The sequence below is a fragment of the Segatella paludivivens DSM 17968 = JCM 13650 genome (assembly GCF_000373185.1).
Lineage (GTDB): Bacteria > Bacteroidota > Bacteroidia > Bacteroidales > Bacteroidaceae > Prevotella > Prevotella paludivivens.
Genome location: NZ_KB890684.1, coordinates 52,786 through 75,704, shown reverse-complemented (window position 1 = coordinate 75,704; position 22,919 = coordinate 52,786). Strand labels below are relative to the sequence as shown.

Genomic DNA, 22,919 nt, shown 5'->3' with positions numbered 1-22,919 from the left:
AACGTATGCATAAATTGAAGTTGTCATTATTGTCATTATTATCATTATTAATGCTGTCAATGCCTTATCAGGCTATGTCACAGCGCAATGAGATATTAGATGATAATATCGCGTCACTCCAAGTGATGAATGGAACCGACTGGCAGAGTCTGTTACCTATCATCACCCTCAACAGTAGTGATGTAGTAAATATCAGCTTCGACAACTTCAATCAGCAATATCATAGATATACCTACAAGATTGAGCATTGCGAATCAGACTGGTCTGTTTCCACCCAACTGTTTTCAAGTGATTATGTCACTGGATTTTCTGAAGGAATTCCAATAGAAGACATTTCGCAGTCGGTAAACACCAATGTAGAATACAGTCATCTCTCATTCTCAATACCTAACGAGAAGTGCAACATAAAGTTGAGTGGCAACTATCAGGTTACAGTTGTTGACGAAGACGATAACAATCGCCCTATTCTTGTTGCACATTTCATGGTTGCAGAGCCACTTATGAATATCGGCATGTCATATAGAACCAATACTGATATCGACATCAATAGCACGCATCAGCAAGTTGACCTATCATTATCTTACAACAATGTATCTGTTACAAATCCTGATACACAAATCAAAACTATTGTCATGCAGAATGGTCGTTGGGATGATGCCCGCATCAATGCCCGACCAGACAACATTATGCCAAGAGGAATGCAATGGACACATTGCAAGAATTATATCTTTGATGCAGGAAACGAATATAGAAAGTTTGAGATACTTGATGTTTCGCATCCTACAATGGGTATTGAAACAACAGATTGGGACGGAAAGAATTACAATGCGTATATCTGGCGTGACGAACCACGCATAAACTATTTATACGATGAAGATGCAAACGGTGCATATTGCATAAGAAATAGCGACAACAACGATAATGATCGCCTTTGTCAATATGTAATCACTCATTTCACATTGAAAACCACTCCAACAGACAATGATATATACATTGATGGAGCATTCACTAACAATAGTTTTCTCCCAAAATACAAGATGACTTATAATCCTTCTTCTGGATTTTATGAAGCATCTATATTGTTGAAGCAAGGATATTATTCATATAAATATCTAGTGGTAGAAAACAATGGTAAAGCTCACGATTTGCAATCAGAAGGCAACTTTTTCCAGACAGAGAATGCCTATCAATGCTTAGTTTATTATAGAGGAAACGGAGAACGCACTGATAGACTCGTTGGCTTTAGCAATCTAAAGCAACAATAAATTCCTTATAGATAAAAAAAGGATTGAATTCACATGTTGTAAATTCAACCCCTTTAGTGTTGTTATCGGAAAAACTTATTTAAAGAATCGCTTGTATAGACCTGCGAAACCTGCTGCATGACGAGCCTCGTCTTTAGCCATTTCATGAATTGTGTCATGAAGAGTATCGTTACCTTCAGCCTTTGCCATCTTTGCAAATTCAAACTTCTCAGCGCATGCGCCCTTCTCTGCTGAGATACGAGCCTCAAGGTTAGCCTTTGTATCAGCCAAAACCTCACCTAGAAGTTCAGCGTAGCGACTTGCGTGATTAGCCTCTTCGTAAGCATAGTGTTCAAAAGCTCTTGCAATTTCTGGATAGCCTTCACGATCAGCCTGTCGAGCCATCGCAAGATACATACCCACTTCACTGCACTCACCAGCGAATGTCTCTTTACAGTGCTGAATCAATTCCTTTGATACACCCTCCTTATAAGCTGCACCTAGGTAATGAACAGTTGCGAAAGTCAAGTCATCGTCAACAGATTCCATTTCTTTAAACTTGCTCTTATCAGCTTTACAAATTGGACATTGGTCTGGAGCTTCTGTGCCTTCATAGATATATCCACATACAGTACAAATAAATTTCTTTTTCATAATCGTTTAATTATTTAGTTTATTACTTATTGTTATTTTTTTTGTATTGCAAAGATAGAATAAAAACATTCAACCTACAAAAATAACCCCATAGAATTTATGAATGCCAAAATAAGCTTTATCTATTTATTGCCTATTCTTTAGTGTTATTAGCTCATTTACAGCCGATTGAGATTCCTTATCAAACATTTGTATATGATAGAGGAAACAGACAACGGCTCCATAAACTTTTTTGATTTATCCTAATAGTAAAGTAATGACGAGAATTGCGGAACATTCCAACACAAAAAAAAGGATTGAATTCACATGATGTAAATCCAATCCTTCCAGCTATTGCTATAGAAATCTTATTTAAAGAATCGCTTATAGAGACCTGCGAAACCTGCCGCATGACGGGCCTCGTCTTTAGCCATTTCATGAATTGTGTCATGAAGAGTATCGTTACCTTCAGCCTTTGCCATCTTTGCAAATTCAAACTTTTCAGCGCATGCACCCTTCTCAGCAGAGATACGAGCCTCAAGGTTAGCCTTTGTATCAGCCAAAACCTCACCTAGAAGTTCAGCGTAGCGACTTGCGTGATTAGCTTCTTCGTAAGCATAGTGTTCAAAAGCTCTTGCAATTTCTGGATAGCCTTCACGATCTGCCTGTCGGGCCATCGCTAGATACATTCCCACTTCACTGCACTCACCAGCGAATGTCTCTTTACAGTGCTGAATCAGTTCCTTTGATACACCTTCCTTATATGCTGCACCTAGGTAATGAACTGTAGCGAATGTCAAATCATCGTCAACAGATTCCATTTCTTTAAACTTGCTCTTATCAGCTTTACAAATTGGACATTGGTCTGGAGCTTCTGTGCCTTCATAGATGTATCCACATACTGTACAAATAAATTTCTTTTTCATAATCGTTTTTGTATTAAGTCTATTATTATTATTTTTGTATTGCAAAGATAGAATTAATACTTTCAAATTACAAAAATAACCCCATAGAATTTATGAATATAGAAATAAGATTTATCTATTTAACTTCAAATTCGTATTGTCATTATCTCATTTATATCTGATATATAGTTACCACTTCTGTGCTCACTTCTTGAATGCCATGCCTCTTTATCAGCGCCTTCCACGGCTAGTTTAATACTTTTCAGCCCATAGCGATGATTTAGTTTGTCTATTGTATTCATAAGTTTAAATCTTTGTGGACGATTCTTTATATCATCAAATAGATTCTGCTCAACAGCGGTGTCTTTTGTTATATCACTTAATATCACTCCGGCTTTCTTGTAACAGATTCCTTTCATATATATGTCGTCAACAATTTGCAATGCAGCTTTTGTTATCTCTATGGTGTCAGAAGTTGGAACAGGCAATGTCTGTGTCAATCCATTTTTGTATTGTTGCAAGTCGTCACGGAAACGATTACTCATAATAAATACCGTTACAGCACTCGCCACACAATGTTGCCCACGCAATTTGTTTGCACTGCTCGCTGCAAAGTTTGCCACAGCTGCTCTTAGCGGATCTATTTCTGTCACGTATTCTCCAAAACTTTTACTGGTGCATATTGACTGCTTGTTTGCTATCTCTGATGTATCAATACATGAGATTCCATTTAGTTCTTTCCATGTCTGCACCATCGGAAGACTAAATCTGCTTTTAATCCATGTTTCTTTCTTATCTGCCAGTTCCAAAGGAGTATGCACACCATAGTATTCCAGTTTAGGCAATGTTCGTCTGCCGATTCCCCACACGTCAGAAAGTTCCATCATGGAAAGCGCTTTTCTTCGTTTCTCGTCTGTGTCTATCATGCAAACAGAATTATATCCCCTATAATTCTTGGCAAACTTACTTCCCATCTTCGCTAAAGTCCTTGATTGAGCTATCCCCACCGACACAGGAATGTCTGTATATAGTTTCACTTTCTCAACGACCATTTTCATATAATCCTCCATATTATAGAGCTTCTCGTAACCATCAAGAAAACAGAAACTCTCGTCAATACTGTAATTCTCGACATGGTTGACAAATGAGCGAAGAATATTTGTTACTCTTCTGGACATCGCTGCATACAGAAGCATATTCGTTGAAAAGATGGCAACATTGTTATACTTCACAAGATCGCGTACCTTATATATAGGATCACCACGATGCAGTCCTATTGCCTTAGCTTCAGGGGTCAAGGCAATGATGCACCCGTCATTAGATGACAACACGCATACAGGCTTACCATTCAATCCCGGATGAAAAGCTTTCTCTACAGAACAGAAAAAAGAATTGCAATCAACAAGTGCGATCATATATTCTCAATATTTCGGTTTGCTAATGATATAGGTAACAACACCCCACACGCTGAATGAATCGTCATCATTCAACTTTATATTTGGATATTCAGGATTAGCGGGCACGAGCCATCGTTGTCCGGCAATCTCCTTAACACGTTTCACTGTATATTCGCCATTCAGTTCACAAACAGCAATTTGTTTTTCTGTTGGTTGTCTATTACTCTTATCAACTATCAGAATATCGCCATCGTTAACTCCTGCATCAATCATCGAGTTTCCTGTCACTCTTATCAAGTAAGAAGAATTTGGATTAGGACAAAGCATCTTCAGTAGTTCTATGTCCTGAGCCATTTCGTCATTATTGAGTGGAATAGGAAAACCAGCTACAATCTTCACATCAAAGAAAGGAACAGAAAGTGGCTTCACCCTATTTGCCGAAATCACTTCGCCCAGAGCATTAATCTTGGTTTTCTCAACAGCCGTTTGTCGTGCCTGCAAAATACAGTCACGTATAAACTCCGTCTTATTATCGTGAGCATCTATAAAATCGGCGACATCTTTATCTGCCCGAAAGGCATACAGTTTGTTATTGCCTTTCGGTCTACCGGCTCCTTCACGTCTGCCCCCACGCTTCTCTTTCTTTTCTTCGTTCATCGTTCAAACAATTAATGCTACAAAGATACAAAGATATTTTGAATTCTGTTATACAGTTATCAAAAAACATAGAAACGTAAGAGACGTGGCAGACTTAGTTTATTCTCACACTCTTTACTAGAACCCTTTTGCCTTTTACAATTTTATAAGTGCTTTTATATACCCCATTAACAACTAAGAATGGTTTTTTAGTCATGGGTTTCATTATTGGGTAACTTTTCTCAAGAGATTTATGTGTCTTTCTATCACATATTTCTCCATCAATAACCTCATATTTTGGATTATGAGCATCTATATGAATTTTGACGTTTGGGCAATTTCTTGTGATAGACACTCCTATCTGTGTCGCTGATGCCGGAATATACAAGTTTTCAAGACGAGAACATCTTTCAAATACAGAAACACCTATAGTATCAATTGTAGAGGGAAGTTGCACGTTCGTGAGATATGAGCAGCCAATAAAACTATAGCTCAATATATTTGAGACACCTTCTGGAATCTTGATATCAAGCAGTTGAGAGCAAAAAGCAAAAGCATTCAACCTGATTTTCTTGACTGTTGGCGGTATGTCTACCTGATTGATATCACTATCATAATTAAAAGCAAATTTGCCTATCGTCTCCAATTTTTCTGGTAGTTTAATGTAAGTAAGCCTCTTGCAGTAGATAAATGCACTGTCAGGCAGATAAGTCATATCCGTGGCACTGAGATCAAGCGTTCTCAGGTGATTATACTGTTTTTTATCTTTATCATACTTCGCCATTGTTCTCAGCCAACGTATATCGTCATCATTGATTGAGCCCATAATACAAAGATGGCGTATCTGTCTCCAAGGTCTATTCTGCATCATCGTCTGTAGTGTTCCTGCCTGTTTTACAGTAATCGTATCAGCACGAGGCACATAAGTGGAATCACCAATATCTATGATAGCTACATTCTTTTGAGGATATTCATAAAGGCTGTCCAAGGGATAATAACCGTCACGATGTCCGTACCAACCAAAGTTCACATGTACTAGATTATCTTTTAAACCATCCAAAATAAATGTATGCCTGCTTTTTTCCGACTTACCAGAAATGATAACGGCCCTACCTTGTCGGAGTTCATTCGTTATCAAGCTGTTCCACTCCTGTTTTCCCTCTTCACCAAGATAATCATTACGTTCCACTATGTTCATATAGGGACTGCAATGAAACAATTTCTTCATGGCATTCATACCCTGCATGATAAATGTACCACTGTTATCCTTGCCATATTGTGTAAAAGCAGAGATACCACAATCCCGAATAAGTTCAGGCACAGAATTACTTTTCACACCAAGATAATTTAATACCTGAGCCATAGCAATAGGGCCACATCCCGCAAGCGTACGATTACCTGTACTGTCTAGAGGGCACAAAGCATTATATGGATCATTTTGTCCCCACTGTGTCTGTATCATTGGGTCTACATCCTGAGCATGTATGTGAATGTTTGCAAGCAGTAAAGCGATAATAAGGTAAATATGTTTATTCATTGTCATTTATGAATTATATTTAGTGGTTATTTTTATAAGTAGTGCAAAGGTACAAAAACATTCTAAGCTAGACAAATTTAGTGTTGGATATTGAGATAATAGATGTTTGATTAAAGTCTCTGGTCCCAATATCATGAATTATTTTGGGTATAATAATTCTTTTTCTTTTCTTCGTTCAAGTGATTAAGGTTACAAAGATATATTGATATCTAACTTACAGCTTCCAAATAAAGTGTAAATTGAGAAGAGATTTATAAATACTATAGCAAATAATATCAATAAACATTTTATTTTGCAATTTTTCAAAAAATTATCACGACTAATCTCATTTATTAAAGATAAATTATGTAACTTTGTGAAGAAATAGGAACTATGAAAAGCTTCTACTTTAAAATAGACAAAATGATCAAACAGTCTAAAAAGCTGTGACTACTGTGATTATAATGCCACATAAAAACAAGAAAGAACTCTCATGTTTAGAGACCTCTCTTATTATATAGAAAAAAGGACACCATGCTGAATATAAATATAACGGCCATAAATCAAGTATTAACTGATTGGAATAGAATCATTGATTCGCATATTAGCTCTATATCTGAGTTATCTTCATCCGATAAGATGAAACAAATTATAGATGAATATAATGTTCAAAAAGCAGACAAAGAAGATATTGGATTTAATTTATTCACAATAATATCCGATACTTTTTATAGAGAAAATTTTCACCGTGATATTATATATGAATTTCTTAACCCACAAGGAAGTCATAAAGAAGGGAATAAATACCTAATGCTATTTTTGGATATGCTTAACATTAGCAGATCCTTATTTAAGGATGCAATAGTAGAGAAAGAATATACCATTGAAAATAACAGAAGAATTGATACTCTTATAACTGACAAAACAACAATGAAGGCTATTATTATTGAAAACAAAATGAATAATGCCTGTGATATGGATCGTCAGTTGCCAGATTATTACAATTATATTCGTAAATTGGAATATGATATAATCAGTATTGTTTACATCCCATTATTAAATAACAAAGTTCCAAACACAACTAATTGGAAAGAATTTGAAAAAACTTCGATAAAAAAATGTTTCAAAATAGTTCCTGCCTTTTCAAATAATAAAGAAAGAAATCTTTGTGATAATTGGCTAAAAAAATGCATTAACAGTAGTGATAATATTGATTGCATATCTGGACTAAGACAATATGTAAAATTGATTAAATTTTTAAATATAAATAATATGGATAATGTAATTCTTGAAAAGTTCTATGAGAATTTGAAAATAGGTGAAAACTTGAATACCGCAATCTCTATTCGCAATATGCTGAATGAGTTACCAGAATATCTTGCTTCTAGAATTCATAATCGATATATGACCAATCATTCTCCTTTTACAGCATTCTGTCACTATAAAGAATCTATCATTATATTTGATGGATTTGCTTTGAATAGAGAAAAAAATTCTTATAAATTGGATGTAGAATGTTATGAGTCTGGATATGATTTATATTTCAGATCTAATCGAGATTGCCCAAATAGCGAAAAAAATATCAAAGCTATATTCCCAAATTTTGAATCCTTAAAAGATTTTCAGTCTGAAGATGAAAATGATATAAGTGATTTATTTCTCCACTTAGGTTTTAACGAAGAGGAAAAAGTAATTCATATCATTGATACTTTACTTAAAGAATTAAGTATGAAGAAACTCGAAAAATAAAGTTTATAGTTTAAGTAATTTTATCCAAAAAATCTAGAACAGAAAGAGTATTAGGAAATATAAAATTACGACATCTATGGCGAGATTATCCTTAACAAAAGCATTATAAAATATATGGATACAAAAATAACACAGTTAACAAGACGAGACATATTTAACGTATTCATCAATGGATTCGATATAGATTATATATTTGAGAATATCAAACAAACCTATTATCCATATTATGGCTCGTTGACGGAGATTGATTTTTTAAATCGTCTATACAAACTCAAAGAAATGAGATCGACCGACATAAGATATGAAAATGCCGAAATAGATATTTACCAACATACAGTAAATAATTTAGATTATGAATACGGATGGGTATTTAACGATGAACGTTTCCTTTTAAAAAAAGGCAATGATGATAAACTACTAAATTTCCTGTGTGAAGTCTTTCATCCTGAGGTGAGAGATGAAAAACAATCTTGGAAAGAATGTTTAGATGAAGTAAATCGTTTACTAGCAAATGATGATTTTGAATTATATCCTATAGATAAAATCTCTAATCATGATGTCTATGGATGGAGAATAAAAAGTAAGGCTGAGTCAACATTCATACCTTTCTCATTAAAAAACAAGAAATATATTGATACTACACAAATCAAATTTTCAATAAAAAGAGATTGTCGAGAACAAATAATAAAAGCAATAGAAGCATTTGATCAAACATTCGAATCGACAACAGAAACAGGTCTTACTAATTATTCAAAGTTTAGCGAAGAAGCTTTTAAAGAATTATCATCATATTACGAACCAAAATGTTATAAGGAAAACAGCAATGATAAATCAAAATTTACAAAGGCTGAGAATATATATGAATTCATAAAAGGCACACGACCTTATTGCATATTCGATGCTATTGAAATATTCTCTAATGATTCTATTGAACCTGAATTTAGCAAGCGAATCAATGAGATTTTATTACGTAACAAACTACCTTATTTTCTAAAGGATAGAATCGTTCAAGCTAATACAGCCATAAATATTCCAGACAATCTAATTGGCTTAGCTCCGGAAGTTGGTGTAAAAGAATTACTTCAAAATGCTCAAACGTGTTATATCAATGGTGATAAAGAAAATGCTGTTGAGAAATTATGGGATGCTTATGAACGTTTAAAAACAATTTACAACAATACTGACTGTGACAAGAGGCAGTCTATATCAAAAATAATTGACATAGTTTCAAAAGGGGATGTAAACTATAGAAATGTTATTAATTCAGAATTATTAGCTCTTACAGATATCGGCAATAAATTTAGGATAAGACACCATGAAACTGATAAAATTGATATTAATGATGAAAGGTATTACAACTATTTTTACACTAGATGTGTTTCTTCAATTTCACTAATCCTAGATTTCATAAATAAAGAAATTTGATGGAGTATCCACTTGAGATTGTTATTTGTATAATGCTAATCAGAGGTTCAGTCCGATTACAGCAGTTGTCTTATCTAAGTTAAATTAGATAAAACAACAATATAGTTTTACTGTATGGTTATATTGTCCTGCATAACATAGAAAGAAGCATTATAATATTACAGATAATAGAGAGATAACACTAACGGAACTGGAACCTTTGGAAGAACTTAGTGTATCTGGCATACCGAAATATAAAGAAGAAATGGATAAGACCATTGGTAAATTGGGGACAGAGTGCGCAACAACTAGCTATAAAATTTGGTGATAGGTTTCAGATTATGTAACTTTGCTGCCGTGATTTTCTCCTCATCTGTGAAATGCGATTAAAAATCGCATCCCCCATCTGAGGTTAAGGACTAAAGGAATCAGATACTATGACACAGTTCAGTTGACGTAACCTCAATTATATTTAAATATCACTGTACCTTTTATTAATTCTATTAATCAAGTCTTCAGTTATTTCAATAAATTGCCCATTTACATCATGAGCAGAAAAACCATTTTGTTCTAACAAATTTACGATTATACCTTTTTTACGAGAATCGGATAAATTATTAAATTGTGTCCATCTTCCTCTTTCAAAATAAATATCTGTAATTTCATAAAAGTACTTATTAACATCTAATTTACTGATAAGATAAATATCTAACATTTCTATAAATTTATGTACTGCACGAATAATAGAAGTGACTTCTTTAAAAGTAGGAGAATTTCCTGCATTAAAATTATTCAGCATTTCTTTAACTTTTAAGCCACAAAAATTTTCACATATATATTTTTCATTTTCTTCATTATCAAAGTTTTTACATAAAATATTATCAAACTCATTATGCGCCCCATAATGTGTTATATTATTTCTCCACTGAATTCCAAGGGCAACAATTGACGATATAATAGAAAACTCACGATTATCTTCACTCTTCATATTATCATAAGAAGAAATAAATTTTTCATATACAGATCTATGGCTACCATCTATATCATTTTTAAGCTTACTATCTTGAATTAAAAACGGCTTCTTATTAATTTCTATTAGATAAGCATCTAAACTATCAATAATAAACACCAAAGCTGAATCCAAAATATATTTGATACTTCTTTTAACAGAACTAGGAATATCTTTAGGATTCCAAGATGTGCTAAATTTTTCACTTTTGGTTATTTCCAATTTTTCAAAACTATCCAAAGCTACAAGAGTTGTTATAAGATAGTGATTTTGTTGACCAAAACGTTTCTTTATACGCTTACGCTTTATGCTGGTATTTAAATAAAGTTTATTCATAAGTAGATTAAAGAGGACTCGAACCTCTACCCCATACTTTAAGTGCACTATAAAAATGCTTTGAAGGTATATATGCTGACCAGTAACACCCTTAATCTAATTTTGTCTAACAAAAATACAAATAAAAATCATGAATTAAAGCAAATAGAGAAATAATCAACTAGTTTTTTAAACAGTTTAACTTCTGGTGTTTAGATATAAAAACTTCATAAGTATTTATACTATTATTCTGACTATGTTGGTATATTCATTTTAATTTTCAACCTATTTTAATTGAAATTCAACTGGTTGCCTACCATTCCATATAATCAAACATTTGCATAGTGCTGCCATAAAAGAATTCAGCTGGTCTAAATCCTCAATTATACATTCCTTACCAGTTGTATTATAATTAGATTTTGCATGTACAATACTGTTACGTGTTGCATATAAAATACTACCAATTTTCTTTTTAACTTCAATTACTTGCATAGGTTTAAGCATTCGTATATTTTTAATTTCAAATTTGCATTCTTTGGTAATTTTCTTTTTGATATTTTCGGGTAGAAGACCGAATATAGTCAAAATATCAATACATTCAGCGAGTACAGTAAAAGCTAATTCGCTATCTTTAAGAGATACTTCATACTGTTTAGTAAGTTGAAATATCGAATCTAAATATTCATGAGTTCTAACGCCAATATGAATAGTATCTAATCGTTGATTGAGCTGTTCATAGGAATATTTTTTAGAAACAATTGGAGAAAAATATTCTATAATCTTATAAAAATAAAGATATTGAACATCTACATTTTCTATAGTTAAAGCCTTCACATATAAATCCATAGCTGAGGTATATGGCAACAAATCTCTTTCATAAACAACATCTCTCCCTGAGGGTTCTTTACCAGTTATATCATCCCATGATCTAAATTCTCCTATTGAAACCGGAACGCCGTATTCTGCTGCAATGTAATATAAGCCCTGCTTTATAAACTCTATACTTTGATCTTCACTATTTGGTAATTGCTTATATCTAATTTCTACAGCCATATAATCAGAACAAGGAAATACTCCAAAATCTTCATTATATATTCCTTCCTTTGATGCTATAATTCCAATAAGGAATGGATAATGGATTATTTTCATTGTCAAATTATCCGTTTCAAATTCTATCTGAGGAACAAGATTATCATAGTAATAGTCATTTACCTCAATAATTGTCTGACTGATTTTACCACAAATGACGCTATGATTGGATACAACTTTTATATTATTCAAATCATCAGTATAATCTAAAAAATCTTCAATAGAATAATCTAAGTTATCTTCATCCCATTCATTAGGAAAGCCAATGAAAATAGAATCATCTCCTATTTTGACTTCATCAACTGCTTCGCCAATATTAAAATTTCTATATAGAATATTTAAACGATACTTTATCTCTTTTATGTTTTTTGTTGAAACTTTCATGATAAATAAGTATTTATATTATTACTAGCATTTGTGTTGTACTATAAGACCTTCTGCTTCTCTGCATTATCTATACTGATTCCCCAAAATACTCATATAGGAACAACGGGAAAGAGTTCAATATAGAAACTTCAGACGGTTCATTTGACACATACTTTGAGAGTTGATGTTCAAATATTTCTTTTTGTGAAATATCTTCTATAGTTGGTGCTTTTTCATTTATGTCACAAAGAAAAGATGCTTTGGCTACATTTTGAGCATTAATCAAAGTCCAATTAATTCGAATCTTCGCTTCGCTTTCTAGTGATTGAATTTTGATATTTCCATCCTGATCAAGTTGAAACACTGCAAAATCAAGATTCTTATAGAAAGGGAACTTCTTCGTCACATAGTTCTTAAAGTCACAACATTCTTTACGAGTAACGACATACGAGTTATAATCTGCATCTTGCAATTCGTTTGTACAGCGCAATGACTCTACCATAGGATAATTTATGAAGAGTTTGCCATTATCCGTTTCATCGTTGAAGAATGCAAGCATATCCTTAACGTGCTGATTCATCACATCCAAATCAACGGTCTTTTCCTGAAAGTCGTAGTCAAAGAAAAGATAGATCTCTGAAACATCAGAAGACGTTGTTATTTCATCAAGTGAATGATCATCACGCAGTAATGCACTCTCACGAAGTACAGATACGATATCACCGTCTCCCTCAAAGACATCGTGTAGCTCTTTATAGAGGTTGTGTATATTATTGCAGAACGAAAAGATTAGTTGATCATTCTCCGTGAAATATAACCACTGAATTGTTTTGAATATACGTGGTTCGCGTTTCTTTCCTTCAAATATAAATAGTTTCATACCTGAAATGCGTTACCGCGAAAAAGTTTCTCTATGTTATGACCAAAGCGAAGTTCCTTGCTCGTACAGTCACATAAAGGTTTGATTACGCCCTCGTTCAAAATGAAGTTACAATCAGGACGTAACAATTCGTTTGTCATTAAATAGGTGTTATGTGATGATGTGAACACCTGTGTATCAAGATTAAACAGTCGCTTACAAACCTGAAAAGCAAGACGAAAATGATAGAATGCATCAAACTCATCAATAAAGACAAACTTAGCCTGCCCCATCTGCTTAATCCAGAAATATAGAAGTTCCAATGACTGTGTTCCTGTTGACGCTAAAGTGATGAAGGGAATATAAGAACCATCTATAACACAATATAAATGCTTATCATCTTTCTCACTCAACGCAAAAGTAAAACTCTGATCGCTTATTTCTTTTAAGAACTTAGCAAAGTCATCTACATAATTATTATTGATAATATATTCCTCAATATTCGTTGTAGCACTATTACTTAGACCAATAAAATCTCTTTGATCCAAACATTTATACCAAAGCATGGAATTAACAAAATTCTGAAGCTGTAGTAAGAAGTGCTCTTGAGGTAATGGTAATGAAGTCAGAAGAAGATTTGCAATTGAAACATTATTCGCATTTTCTTTCAGACTTAACTTTAAATTATCATTAATGGGAAATTCAGACTCATCAATAATAAAAGAACCTGGTTGACGATTAAACACCATATTACCATCAACAGACATTGCCTCACTAAACAAAATTCCAGTAGCATTCTTCTGATAGGCATACTTTACAACAGAAGAACCAAATTTGAAATCATATTCAAAAGAAACTAGCTCATTTGTCTTATTGGCATATACATAATTGGCATAATAATCCATCTTCTTCCATTTCTGAGAAAGATGATTAACAATGTCAAAAAGAGCCAAAGCAAAGTTTGACTTACCAGAACCATTAGGACCATAGATGATACCATTCTTGATAACTCCTTCCAGAACTGCATTCTCATTGAATGTATAATTCTTAGGATGAGATAAATCCCATTCAATACGGTCTCTAAAACCTCTATAATTGGTTACTGCAAATCTTAAAAGCATACTCTTTATTTATTAATGATAGTGCAAATATAAACATAACATCTTAATATCCGTAATTTTCTTACGGATAATTAACTTTGCTTCTGTAATTTTCTTACGGAAATATATAATAAGACGTAATATTAAATACAAACAATACCTCAGAACGAGTTATCGCATAAACGATTAATAAGCCCAATATCCGAAATAGCCTTTTCGTAATGGGACGGCTATAGTCGATTTATGAGAATAGTCTTTTTTGTATAGCTCATCATGAAGAAGTAAGCAAATAGTATCATTAGAAGCAGCATCGTAAATATAGACGTATTTTGCTACACTTTTATGGGAAGAGAAGCTATATCGACTGCGTGTATAAGTCACTGTACTATCCATACTAATTATCGGATATTTCTTTTTTATACATAAAAATACTTGCTAAAATCTAGCTAATTGTTTCAAAATATAGGATACAAGCACTATTATTTGTTTCAAAATGGAGGATACAAACGCCTTTTTTTGTTTCAAAACATAGGATACCACCATAAAGTTTGTTTTAAAATAAACTTACGAGGGCCCCTACTAGCGTTTTTTGAAGTGTTTAGCTACGCAGCTACGTTATCTCTTGTAACGCCTATATACAAAGGATTTCAAGAACGTTTACTTTTAAATTTAGCTGTGGTAAGCTACGTTTTAGCTACGTCATAAATTGCGTTATAACGATGAAACGCAAAATCAGAAGTAATATAATGATTAATAAATATGAAAAATAGAGACTTATTTTATACATTAGAAAGCACATAACTGATTTGGCGTTAATGCTATTTCCCCGACAGTTCTTTTGTCAATAAGAACTTCAACTTGATTAACTTTATTCATTTTTCTTCCCTCGCTTTCTATTGCTAATTTTATTTGAATTGATGACTTCTTCTATTGAATTATATTTCCTCTGCGAGAATAGACGGATTATATCATCAGTCATTCCCAACACTGAAGCTATCTTTACAAGATTAAGAAATGCAATTTCACCTGTTGTTTCAAAGCGTCTATAGGTATTAATATTAACTCCGGAACGCTGTGCCATACCAGTTTGAGTGAGATTCATCTCTAATCGGCGCAGCCTTACTTTGTTTGCAACTTGCATGCAAAGTTTATCGGCAGTTAATTCATTAACTGATAATATATTATTAATATCTATCATTTTACACTATTTACTATTAAAATATTATCAGTTACAAAGATAATATATATATTTGAATTAATCAACTAAACTAAGCTATATTTTACAATTACATGAAAAATAAGACGAGTCTAATATAAAAAAATAAATCTATGAATATTGTTCGCATTGATAACGGTTTATTTGGATACTTGTATAAATTACAGTTGAAAAAGGGGCCACAGATAATAATAATTATTAGCTAACTTCCTAAGAAGAAACATATAAACCCTTATTGACCTTAACTAAAGAACAGACGACTTGATTCTGCGTTAATTTTTTAATGAGTAAATTCATATCGTATTAATCTGCAGAAAAATGTAAAGCAAAACCGTATGATACTAACCATAGACTTATGTATGAAATAATAGGATTGGAAATGATTGAAAATGAGATGCGTTTCTATATAGAAACGGAAACGTTTGATCGTAGAAACGCAAACGTTATGTCGATGAAACGCAAACGTTTGATCGTTAAAACAGAAACGTTTCTATATAGAAACGCAAGCTAGTTTGTGTAAAAATAAAAAAGTTTTCTGATTATACGAGGAATTAGACTCAATATAATGGGGTTATCCAACATATCTGTTGTTGGATATAACTGATTGCAGCCACTAACAACTTATTGTAATAATAAACAGGTGATATTTATGTTGAGACACAACATTTTCATGATCTATTACATGATAAAATATTCTATGTTATTTAAGTAACAACTTGTTGCTTTATGCCATATTATATATGAGATAAGGCATCATACATAATGCTGAGTGATTAGGCCCTTATCACTCTATTGTTCTACGTACCTTACTGAGTGATAAGACCCTTATTACTCAATAGCCCTACAAGAAAATGAAAATTCATCGCACAACGACTTCCGAAATATGATGCAAAACTCTGTTCTATACTCTTATTGGGATCACTGTATGCCCCTGAATTCACAGTTTCTACATAGGGTTTACAAAATCGGAAGCGTCTAAGCGTCTAATAACAGACTATCAACAAGTTAGCATACCATTTTTCATTTATAGAGTGTCGCAAACATGTCGTATTGAATAAAATCGCCTTTTTAAAAATCAATTTTTGCGTTATATCGTAGAAACGTCGAAAAAAACGACTATATGATGACACTTCATATTTTTAAAAGTACGTCCTAACTAATTGGAAATCAGCGAGTCGACACTTAGACGCTAGGAAAAACAAAAAAGTATATGTGCGCGCGTGTACGACCGCGTACATTATATAGGAAAAAAGTACATTTTTATGTCCGTTTATTTTTGACAAATATAGAATCACCTTTTTTTCAACTTCAAACATGCATTATATCGTAGAAACGCCCTATTTTGACGTAGTGGGAACGTAGCTTGCCACAGCTAAATTTATAAACAAACGTTCGTTAAATCCCTTTGTTTATAGGCGTTTCAAGAGATAACGTAGCTGCGTAGCTAGAAAAAATCAAAAGTATAGGGCATCCCAAGCAACCTCGAACGTTTTGTATTGTCTTCGGCTTCTTACTTTAACTACGTTGAAGGTAAGGCTGCACTCGGGAGAACCCAAATTAAAACTAGTTTTAATTTGGACTTTCCACTCGTTTGCACTACCTTTAAATAAGGTAGGCTACGCCGAAACAATAAAAATAAAAAAGCTTTTTTATTTTGTATTGTCTTCGGCTTGCACTACCTTTGTCAGAAAAAGAAGGAATATGAAATATAAAATGATTGTACTCGACTTGGACGGTACTTTGACTAACGAGAAAAAGAAGATTACTCCAAAGACAAAGGAAGCTCTGATGCGTGCACAAGAATACGGAATAAAAGTTGTTTTGGCTTCAGGAAGACCTACTTATGGTATTACTGCCATTGCAGAAGAACTGAACTTGAAAAAATATGGTGGCTACATATTGGCTTTCAATGGTGGAAAAATTATAAGTTGCAAAGATATGAATGTTGTCTTTGAACAGATCCTTGATGAAAATCTTGTTCCAAAGCTATATGAATCTGCCAGGGACAATGATATGCCTATTCTTACTTATCAAGGCGAAAGTATCGCTACAACAAGTAAAGATGATAAATACGTGTCGTATGAGGCTTTTATAAACCAAATGCCTGTTGTGCAATATGATGACTTTATGGGACAGATTGTTTACCCTATAAACAAATGCCTAATCGTGGGAGATCCTGCCCCACTTCACCAACTTGAACTAAAACTGGCTAAGGAACTAGAAGGTAAGATGAACTTGTATCGTTCGGCTGCTTTCTTCCTTGAATGTGTACCTCTCGGAATAGACAAAGCTAAATCTCTTGACAGACTCATCAAAACGCTTGATATAAAAAAAGAAGAGATTATTGCTTGCGGTGACGGATATAACGACCTTAGCATGATTGAATTTGCTGGTTTAGGTGTAGCCATGGCAAATGCAGCTGAAGATATACAAGAGAAAGCCGACTTTATCACATATTCTAATGAGGAAGACGGCGTAGCACACGTCATTGACAAATTCATCTTTGGTGAATAAAAACGCATCACTATATATAAAAAGGCGAGTTACACACTCGCCTTTTTTAGTTTATTGAATTTCAACAGAACTGTATTTATCTATTTCAACCTTTACACCTTTTGGTATTTTTGGTGTCGGCCATTTACCGTCAATAACCAATACTTTATAAGTACGTCCTGGATGTAAAGCATTTATTGCTTCTTGCAAAGTGAGATGATTACCACGACCTTCCGTTGAAACGACAGAATCATAATGCCTTATGTAAGGTTTGAGTTCTGGAACAACCTCACCAATTGCATCAGCTAAAGCTCCGGCAACTACTCTTGCACCATATATATTATAATGTGTATTGTCTTTTCTTCCATTTGGAATTGCTGAACACTCACCAGGTTTCAACCACATGTGAAGGTAACGACTACCCTGTATGCCATATTGTTGCTCAATCCTTGTTGTTATGGCATTGGCATCAACATAAGCTACATTTAGTCTACGAGCCACATTAGAGGCCGATAGTCTGTATTTTCCGTGAGTGTCTACAAGAGTATCACTATTTATCTTTTCATCGCCATAGGCAACGTTACGCAAAGCCTCATCTTCAGTAACCGTGTCTACGACATTATAGAAAGATCTGCGTGCAACAGGACTCATCAAAATTGGTGTAGCCCCCTTTGCCCTAGTCTCAGTAACAAAGCGTTCCAAGTTAGCATCAAACGTAGTTCCCGGATCTGTATGTCGATCAGGAGAAGGCTTAGAATCATTATGTCCAAACTGAATGACAACATAATCACCCGGTTTGAGTGCATCAAGCACTTTCTGCCATCTTCCCTCATTGATGAAACTCTTACTTGAACGACCGTTTACTGCATGGTTACTTACAGTAACATCTTCGGTGAAGAATCCTTGCAAGACCATGCCCCATCCACGTTCTGGATTATTTTGAAAATCACGTTTCTCAGCAGCCGTAGAGTCACCTATTATATATATAACAGGATGATGATTGTCTGCCGACATCATTACCATAAGAATGGCAAACAGAAATAATAATCTTATGATTCGTTTCATAGTATACAGTTTGTTTAAAAAGTATGGGTAGCGGAAAAATCCACTACCCATTATTTTATGTAATCAAATTATTTAGTTACAATAGCGATAAGTTCATCAGGAGTAACCATAGTCTGCTCTCCTGTCGCCATGTTCTTAAGAGTCAATTTACCCTCATTGATTTCATTCTCACCAGCAAGCGCAACAAAAGGAATGTTCTTCGCATTTGCATAGCCCATCTGCTTCTTCATCTTTGCACCATCAGGATACATTTCTGTTCTGATACCTGCCTTACGAGCCTTTGTTACAGAAGGCAGACAATATGCTGTTTCCTTCTCACCAAAGTTAATGAAAAGAAGTTGTGTTGTATTTACGGCTTCCTTAGGATATAAGTCGAGTGTATTCAACACATCATATATTCTGTCTGCGCCGAAAGAAATACCGACACCACTAAGTCCCGGCATGCCGAATATACCCGTAAGGTTGTCATATCGTCCACCACCAGTGATACTTCCCATAGGAGTATCAAGAGCTTTAACCTCGAATATGGCACCTGTGTAGTAATTCAAACCACGAGCAAGCGTAAGATCCAATTCGATTTCATTGTCAAGACCAGTCTTCTCTAATGCATCAAGAATGAAACGAGTTTCCTCAACACCTTTGACTCCTATCTCTGAATCTGCAAGAATCTTACCTATAACATCAAGCTTCTCACTGTTAGAGCCACTTAAAGAAATTATAGGCTGCAACTTCTCAATTGCCTCATCTGAAATACCATCTTCTTTAAGTTCGGCATTTACACTTTCAAGTCCAATCTTATCTAACTTGTCTATGGCTACAGTGATATCGACTATCTTCTCAGCCTCACCGATGATTTCTGCTATACCTGTAAGAATCTTACGGTTATTGATCTTAATCTGAACTCTGACGCCGAATTTAGTAAATACTGTATCAACAATCTGCATCAATTCAACCTCGTTAAGAAGAGAATCTGAACCTACAACATCAGCATCACACTGATAAAATTCACGATATCTACCCTTCTGAGGACGATCTGCACGCCATACTGGCTGAATCTGGTAACGCTTGAACGGTAGTTGCAATTCTTCGCGATGCATAACAACATAACGTGCGAAAGGAACTGTCAAGTCGTAGCGCAATCCCTTTTCACAAAGTTTTGCTGCCAGATGAAGTGAATTACTCTCGCGCAATTCATCATCTGATACCTTATTCATGAAGTCACCTGAATTAAGCACCTTGAAAAGCAACTTATCACCCTCTTCACCATATTTTCCCATAAGGGTCTGAAGGGTTTCCATTGCAGGTGTTTCTATCTGCTGAAAACCATAAAGGGCGTAAACGTCCTTTATGGTGTTAAAAATATAATTTCTCTTAGCCATTTCCATTGGCCCGAAGTCACGGGTTCCCTTTGGAATGGAAGGTTTCTGTGCCATATAATATTTATTTATAATACAATTGTCTGATCTCTGTCAGGACCTATTGAAACAACCTTTATTGGAGTTTCAAGGAAGTCTGCAAGGAACTTGATATAATTAGAGAATGCTTCTGGGAATTGCTTCTTATCAGTAAACTTAGTCATATCTGTCTTCCAACCTGGAAGTTCCTTATATACAGGTGTTACATCATCAATCTCGTATGGTAATTCTTCGGTTACTGTACCGTCAGGCAACTTGTAACCAACACATGCCTTAATTGTATCGAAAGTATCAAGAACATCGCTCTTCATAAGAATAAGCTTTGTTACACCATTGATCATGATTGAATAGCGTAGCTGAATCAAGTCAACCCAACCGCAACGACGCTCACGACCAGTAACAGCACCATACTCATGACCTAGGTCACGGATAGTCTTTCCTGTCTCGTCAAAAAGTTCTGTTGGGAATGGTCCTGCACCAACACGTGTGCAATAAGCCTTCATGATGCCATAAACATCGCCAATTCTATTAGGACCGATACCAAGACCGATGCAAGCACCTGCACAAATAGTATTTGATGATGTTACAAAAGGATAAGAACCAAAGTCAACATCAAGCATTGTGCCCTGAGCACCTTCACAAAGGATGTTCTTGCCAGAACGCAAGATATTATTGATTTCATGCTCAGAATCAACGAAATGGAACTGACGCATATACTCTATGCCCTGCATCCACTTCTTCTCAACTTCCTCAAATCCTTCAAAATCGTCCCATCCAAGAGCCTTAAGCATTTTCATGTGACGCTCTTTATGAGCAGCGTATTTCTTGTCGAAATTGTCAAGGACATCACCTACACGGAGTCCGTTACGACTTACCTTATCGGTATATGTAGGGCCAATACCCTTACCGGTTGTGCCAACCTTATTCTTACCCTTGGCAGCCTCGTAAGCGCGATCAAGAATACGATGTGTAGGCATGATTAGATGAGCCTTCTTAGAAATGTGCAGACGATCTTTCAATGCATGACCGCTCTTTTCCAAGTCTACGGCTTCGTCCATAAACAAATCAGGAGCCAAGACTACACCGTTACCGATGATATTCACTTTACCACCCTGGAATATTCCAGAAGGGATAGAACGGAGAACATATTTCTCTCCTTCGAATTCAAGTGTATGACCAGCATTAGGACCACCCTGAAAACGTGCTACGACATCATAGTTTGGCGTTAAGACGTCAACTACCTTACCTTTACCTTCATCGCCCCACTGGAGACCGAGCAGGACATCAACTTTTCCTGTTGTGTTCATTTTATTTGTAGATTATTGCTTTTTAGACTTATCCGACTTTCGAGTTTTCAGTCTTGCAAGCTTTGATTGACATTTACTGCACACACCGTTAACATAGAGCATGAAACTGTCTTTATGAAATCGTCCATATTTAGTTTCGTCTATTGCTTGTTTAATTTCGGGTGAAATGATCTCTGTTACCTTTCCGCATACGTTGCATACCAAATGTATGTGTCCGCTGTCTGTGTATGAAGCTTCGTACTTTATACCTTCAGGAAGATGATGTCTAACAACGAGCCTTAGTTTTAAAAACAGCTTTAGCGTATTGTATAAAGTGGCTCTGCTAACTCTGAAGTTCTTTTTTAATAACTGTTCACTGAGACTTTCAATGGAAAACCGTCCTTTCATAGCAAACACGGCATCAAGAACAGCATATCGTTCCGGAGTCTTGCGGTGCTTGTTTGTTTCTAGATATTTATCTAGAATTTCATGAACTGCTTGTATGACCTCTTTTTCCATTAAAACGCTTTAGTAACTTTAAGACGCACAAAATTACGAATTTTAAATCAAAATGAAGAATATAACAACACTTTTTTGAATTTAAATTTCTACAATGCCTTTTAACGTGACACGTGCTGCTTTTTCAAATGCATCTCCCAATTCCACAAATCTCATTACACTGTTTAGTGCGGCATGCTTCAAACCAGTATTATCTCCTCGCAAAGCAACAGCTACCTGATCAAGATATTCATCAACTCCTCTATCATTTGGTTCCTGACCATTCATGAAAAGACGTGAAAGAATACTATAACCACATATCTGATAAACATTGTTGTCTGACGCAATCCATTTATACGCTATTGCAGGCGCATAAGGTGTATGTTGCAACAGATTAAACGCCAACATCTCTGCTAGTTCCTGATTGTCTGTCTGCTCCATCCATAAATCAGCCAAGTCAGCTTCAAACTTCTCAACTGGCATTATCATTGTGGCAAGAATCTTACATTCTCTGATATTCTCTTTAAACAGGGCTATAGCTAAATCGTAATCTTTGCCATACTCTGCAGCCATATCACGCAATGTTGTGAAAGGAACGCCCCAATTAATCTTGTAGTTAAGTCCTTTCTCACGCATTGACTGCGATGCAGGTCCATTCATTACAAGTCTGAAACTCTGCTTTATATTCTTTAATTTATCGTTAGTTTCCATATTAATTGATTTC

General features: G+C 34.7%; 19 protein-coding genes. 4 read left to right on the top strand and 15 right to left on the bottom strand.

All coding sequences use genetic code 11. The features are described 5' to 3' along the window. The first annotated feature begins 5 nt into the window (after positions 1-5). Positions 6-1,265 (top strand): type IX secretion system plug protein, encoded by a 1,260-nt coding sequence (locus B045_RS0112620; protein WP_025883337.1) that lies wholly within the window; start codon positions 6-8, stop codon positions 1,263-1,265. Between the two features lie 75 nt (positions 1,266-1,340). Here B045_RS0112620 and B045_RS0112615 read toward each other — a convergent pair whose 3' ends face one another. The 5 genes from B045_RS0112615 to B045_RS0112595 form a co-directional block, all read right to left on the bottom strand. Then, a complete protein-coding gene (locus tag B045_RS0112615; protein WP_018464624.1) occupies positions 1,341-1,898 on the bottom strand; it encodes an NADH peroxidase in 558 nt (185 codons plus the stop codon). Positions 1,899-2,245: 347 nt separating this feature from the next. Next, positions 2,246-2,803 (bottom strand): NADH peroxidase, encoded by a 558-nt coding sequence (locus B045_RS0112610; protein ID WP_018464624.1) that lies wholly within the window; start codon positions 2,801-2,803, stop codon positions 2,246-2,248. A 125-nt stretch (positions 2,804-2,928) separates the two neighbouring features. Continuing rightward, a complete protein-coding gene (locus tag B045_RS0112605; RefSeq protein WP_018464622.1) occupies positions 2,929-4,197 on the bottom strand; it encodes a Y-family DNA polymerase in 1,269 nt (422 codons plus the stop codon). 6 nt (positions 4,198-4,203) lie between these two features. Further along, positions 4,204-4,836, bottom strand: coding sequence for a LexA family protein (locus B045_RS14730; RefSeq protein WP_018464621.1), 633 nt, complete (start codon positions 4,834-4,836; stop codon positions 4,204-4,206). 94 nt (positions 4,837-4,930) lie between these two features. Continuing rightward, positions 4,931-6,352, bottom strand: a complete 1,422-nt coding sequence (locus tag B045_RS0112595) for a C10 family peptidase (protein ID WP_169400988.1) — start codon at positions 6,350-6,352, stop codon at positions 4,931-4,933. A 618-nt stretch (positions 6,353-6,970) separates the two neighbouring features. On the opposite strand from B045_RS0112595, the gene B045_RS14980 reads away from it, so the two are divergent. Together B045_RS14980 and B045_RS0112585 are read left to right on the top strand one after the other, a co-directional pair. Next, entirely contained in the window at positions 6,971-8,080 is a 1,110-nt protein-coding gene (locus B045_RS14980) for a PDDEXK-like family protein (RefSeq protein ID WP_018464619.1), read from the top strand. Between the two features lie 114 nt (positions 8,081-8,194). After that, on the top strand, positions 8,195-9,505 hold the full coding sequence (locus B045_RS0112585) for an AbiJ-related protein (protein WP_018464618.1): 1,311 nt from the start codon (positions 8,195-8,197) through the stop codon (positions 9,503-9,505). Positions 9,506-9,956: 451 nt separating this feature from the next. On the opposite strand, the gene B045_RS0112580 is transcribed toward B045_RS0112585, so the two are convergent. The 5 genes from B045_RS0112580 to B045_RS0112555 form a co-directional block, all read right to left on the bottom strand. After that, positions 9,957-10,829 (bottom strand): hypothetical protein, encoded by an 873-nt coding sequence (locus B045_RS0112580; RefSeq protein WP_025883325.1) that lies wholly within the window; start codon positions 10,827-10,829, stop codon positions 9,957-9,959. Between the two features lie 264 nt (positions 10,830-11,093). Further along, positions 11,094-12,281, bottom strand: coding sequence for a hypothetical protein (locus B045_RS0112575; RefSeq protein WP_018464616.1), 1,188 nt, complete (start codon positions 12,279-12,281; stop codon positions 11,094-11,096). A gap of 70 nt (positions 12,282-12,351) precedes the next feature. Then, complete coding sequence (locus tag B045_RS0112570) at positions 12,352-13,143, bottom strand: hypothetical protein (protein WP_018464615.1); 792 nt, start codon at positions 13,141-13,143, stop codon at positions 12,352-12,354. Next, positions 13,140-14,243, bottom strand: a complete 1,104-nt coding sequence (locus B045_RS0112565) for an AAA family ATPase (protein ID WP_018464614.1) — start codon at positions 14,241-14,243, stop codon at positions 13,140-13,142. Before B045_RS0112565 ends, B045_RS0112570 begins: the two co-directional genes overlap by 4 nt. 847 nt (positions 14,244-15,090) lie before the next feature. Beyond that, complete coding sequence (locus B045_RS0112555; RefSeq protein WP_018464612.1) at positions 15,091-15,420, bottom strand: helix-turn-helix domain-containing protein; 330 nt, start codon at positions 15,418-15,420, stop codon at positions 15,091-15,093. 1,719 nt (positions 15,421-17,139) lie between these two features. Here B045_RS0112555 and B045_RS0112545 point away from each other — a divergent pair. Continuing rightward, the gene (locus tag B045_RS0112545) at positions 17,140-17,952 is read left to right on the top strand and encodes a Cof-type HAD-IIB family hydrolase (RefSeq protein WP_018464610.1); all 813 of its coding nucleotides are present in this window, start codon (positions 17,140-17,142) and stop codon (positions 17,950-17,952) included. Between the two features lie 51 nt (positions 17,953-18,003). Here the strand turns inward: B045_RS0112545 and B045_RS0112540 are convergent, their stop codons facing one another. The 5 genes from B045_RS0112540 to B045_RS0112520 all read right to left on the bottom strand — a co-directional run bounded on the left by B045_RS0112540 (position 18,004) and on the right by B045_RS0112520 (position 22,906). After that, entirely contained in the window at positions 18,004-18,996 is a 993-nt protein-coding gene (locus tag B045_RS0112540) for a rhamnogalacturonan acetylesterase (protein ID WP_025883319.1), read from the bottom strand. Between the two features lie 68 nt (positions 18,997-19,064). Then, the gene (gene hisS / locus B045_RS0112535; protein ID WP_018464608.1) at positions 19,065-20,429 is read right to left on the bottom strand and encodes a histidine--tRNA ligase; all 1,365 of its coding nucleotides are present in this window, start codon (positions 20,427-20,429) and stop codon (positions 19,065-19,067) included. Between the two features lie 11 nt (positions 20,430-20,440). Beyond that, positions 20,441-21,718 (bottom strand): adenylosuccinate synthase, encoded by a 1,278-nt coding sequence (locus B045_RS0112530; protein ID WP_018464607.1) that lies wholly within the window; start codon positions 21,716-21,718, stop codon positions 20,441-20,443. 12 nt (positions 21,719-21,730) lie between these two features. Beyond that, positions 21,731-22,216: a Fur family transcriptional regulator gene (locus B045_RS0112525; RefSeq protein WP_018464606.1), complete on the bottom strand. Its 486-nt coding sequence runs from the start codon at positions 22,214-22,216 to the stop codon at positions 21,731-21,733. Between the two features lie 81 nt (positions 22,217-22,297). Then, on the bottom strand, positions 22,298-22,906 hold the full coding sequence (locus B045_RS0112520) for a DNA alkylation repair protein (protein WP_044067851.1): 609 nt from the start codon (positions 22,904-22,906) through the stop codon (positions 22,298-22,300). Between the last annotated feature and the right edge of the window lie 13 nt (positions 22,907-22,919).

Coding starts and splice junctions, on each gene's coding strand:
- B045_RS0112580 (WP_025883325.1), bottom strand. CDS start 10,829: ATGAATAAACTTTATTTAAATACCAGCATAAAGCGTAAGCGTATAAAG.
- B045_RS0112530 (WP_018464607.1), bottom strand. CDS start 21,718: ATGAACACAACAGGAAAAGTTGATGTCCTGCTCGGTCTCCAGTGGGGC.
- B045_RS0112620 (WP_025883337.1), top strand. CDS start 6: ATGCATAAATTGAAGTTGTCATTATTGTCATTATTATCATTATTAATG.
- B045_RS0112595 (WP_169400988.1), bottom strand. CDS start 6,352: ATGAATAAACATATTTACCTTATTATCGCTTTACTGCTTGCAAACATT.
- B045_RS0112545 (WP_018464610.1), top strand. CDS start 17,140: ATGAAATATAAAATGATTGTACTCGACTTGGACGGTACTTTGACTAAC.
- B045_RS0112540 (WP_025883319.1), bottom strand. CDS start 18,996: ATGAAACGAATCATAAGATTATTATTTCTGTTTGCCATTCTTATGGTA.
- B045_RS14980 (WP_018464619.1), top strand. CDS start 6,971: ATGAAACAAATTATAGATGAATATAATGTTCAAAAAGCAGACAAAGAA.
- B045_RS0112605 (WP_018464622.1), bottom strand. CDS start 4,197: ATGATCGCACTTGTTGATTGCAATTCTTTTTTCTGTTCTGTAGAGAAA.
- hisS (WP_018464608.1), bottom strand. CDS start 20,429: ATGGCACAGAAACCTTCCATTCCAAAGGGAACCCGTGACTTCGGGCCA.
- B045_RS0112570 (WP_018464615.1), bottom strand. CDS start 13,143: ATGAAACTATTTATATTTGAAGGAAAGAAACGCGAACCACGTATATTC.
- B045_RS0112615 (WP_018464624.1), bottom strand. CDS start 1,898: ATGAAAAAGAAATTTATTTGTACTGTATGTGGATATATCTATGAAGGC.
- B045_RS0112555 (WP_018464612.1), bottom strand. CDS start 15,420: ATGATAGATATTAATAATATATTATCAGTTAATGAATTAACTGCCGAT.
- B045_RS0112575 (WP_018464616.1), bottom strand. CDS start 12,281: ATGAAAGTTTCAACAAAAAACATAAAAGAGATAAAGTATCGTTTAAAT.
- B045_RS0112565 (WP_018464614.1), bottom strand. CDS start 14,243: ATGCTTTTAAGATTTGCAGTAACCAATTATAGAGGTTTTAGAGACCGT.
- B045_RS0112520 (WP_044067851.1), bottom strand. CDS start 22,906: ATGGAAACTAACGATAAATTAAAGAATATAAAGCAGAGTTTCAGACTT.
- B045_RS0112585 (WP_018464618.1), top strand. CDS start 8,195: ATGGATACAAAAATAACACAGTTAACAAGACGAGACATATTTAACGTA.
- B045_RS14730 (WP_018464621.1), bottom strand. CDS start 4,836: ATGAACGAAGAAAAGAAAGAGAAGCGTGGGGGCAGACGTGAAGGAGCC.
- B045_RS0112525 (WP_018464606.1), bottom strand. CDS start 22,216: ATGGAAAAAGAGGTCATACAAGCAGTTCATGAAATTCTAGATAAATAT.
- B045_RS0112610 (WP_018464624.1), bottom strand. CDS start 2,803: ATGAAAAAGAAATTTATTTGTACAGTATGTGGATACATCTATGAAGGC.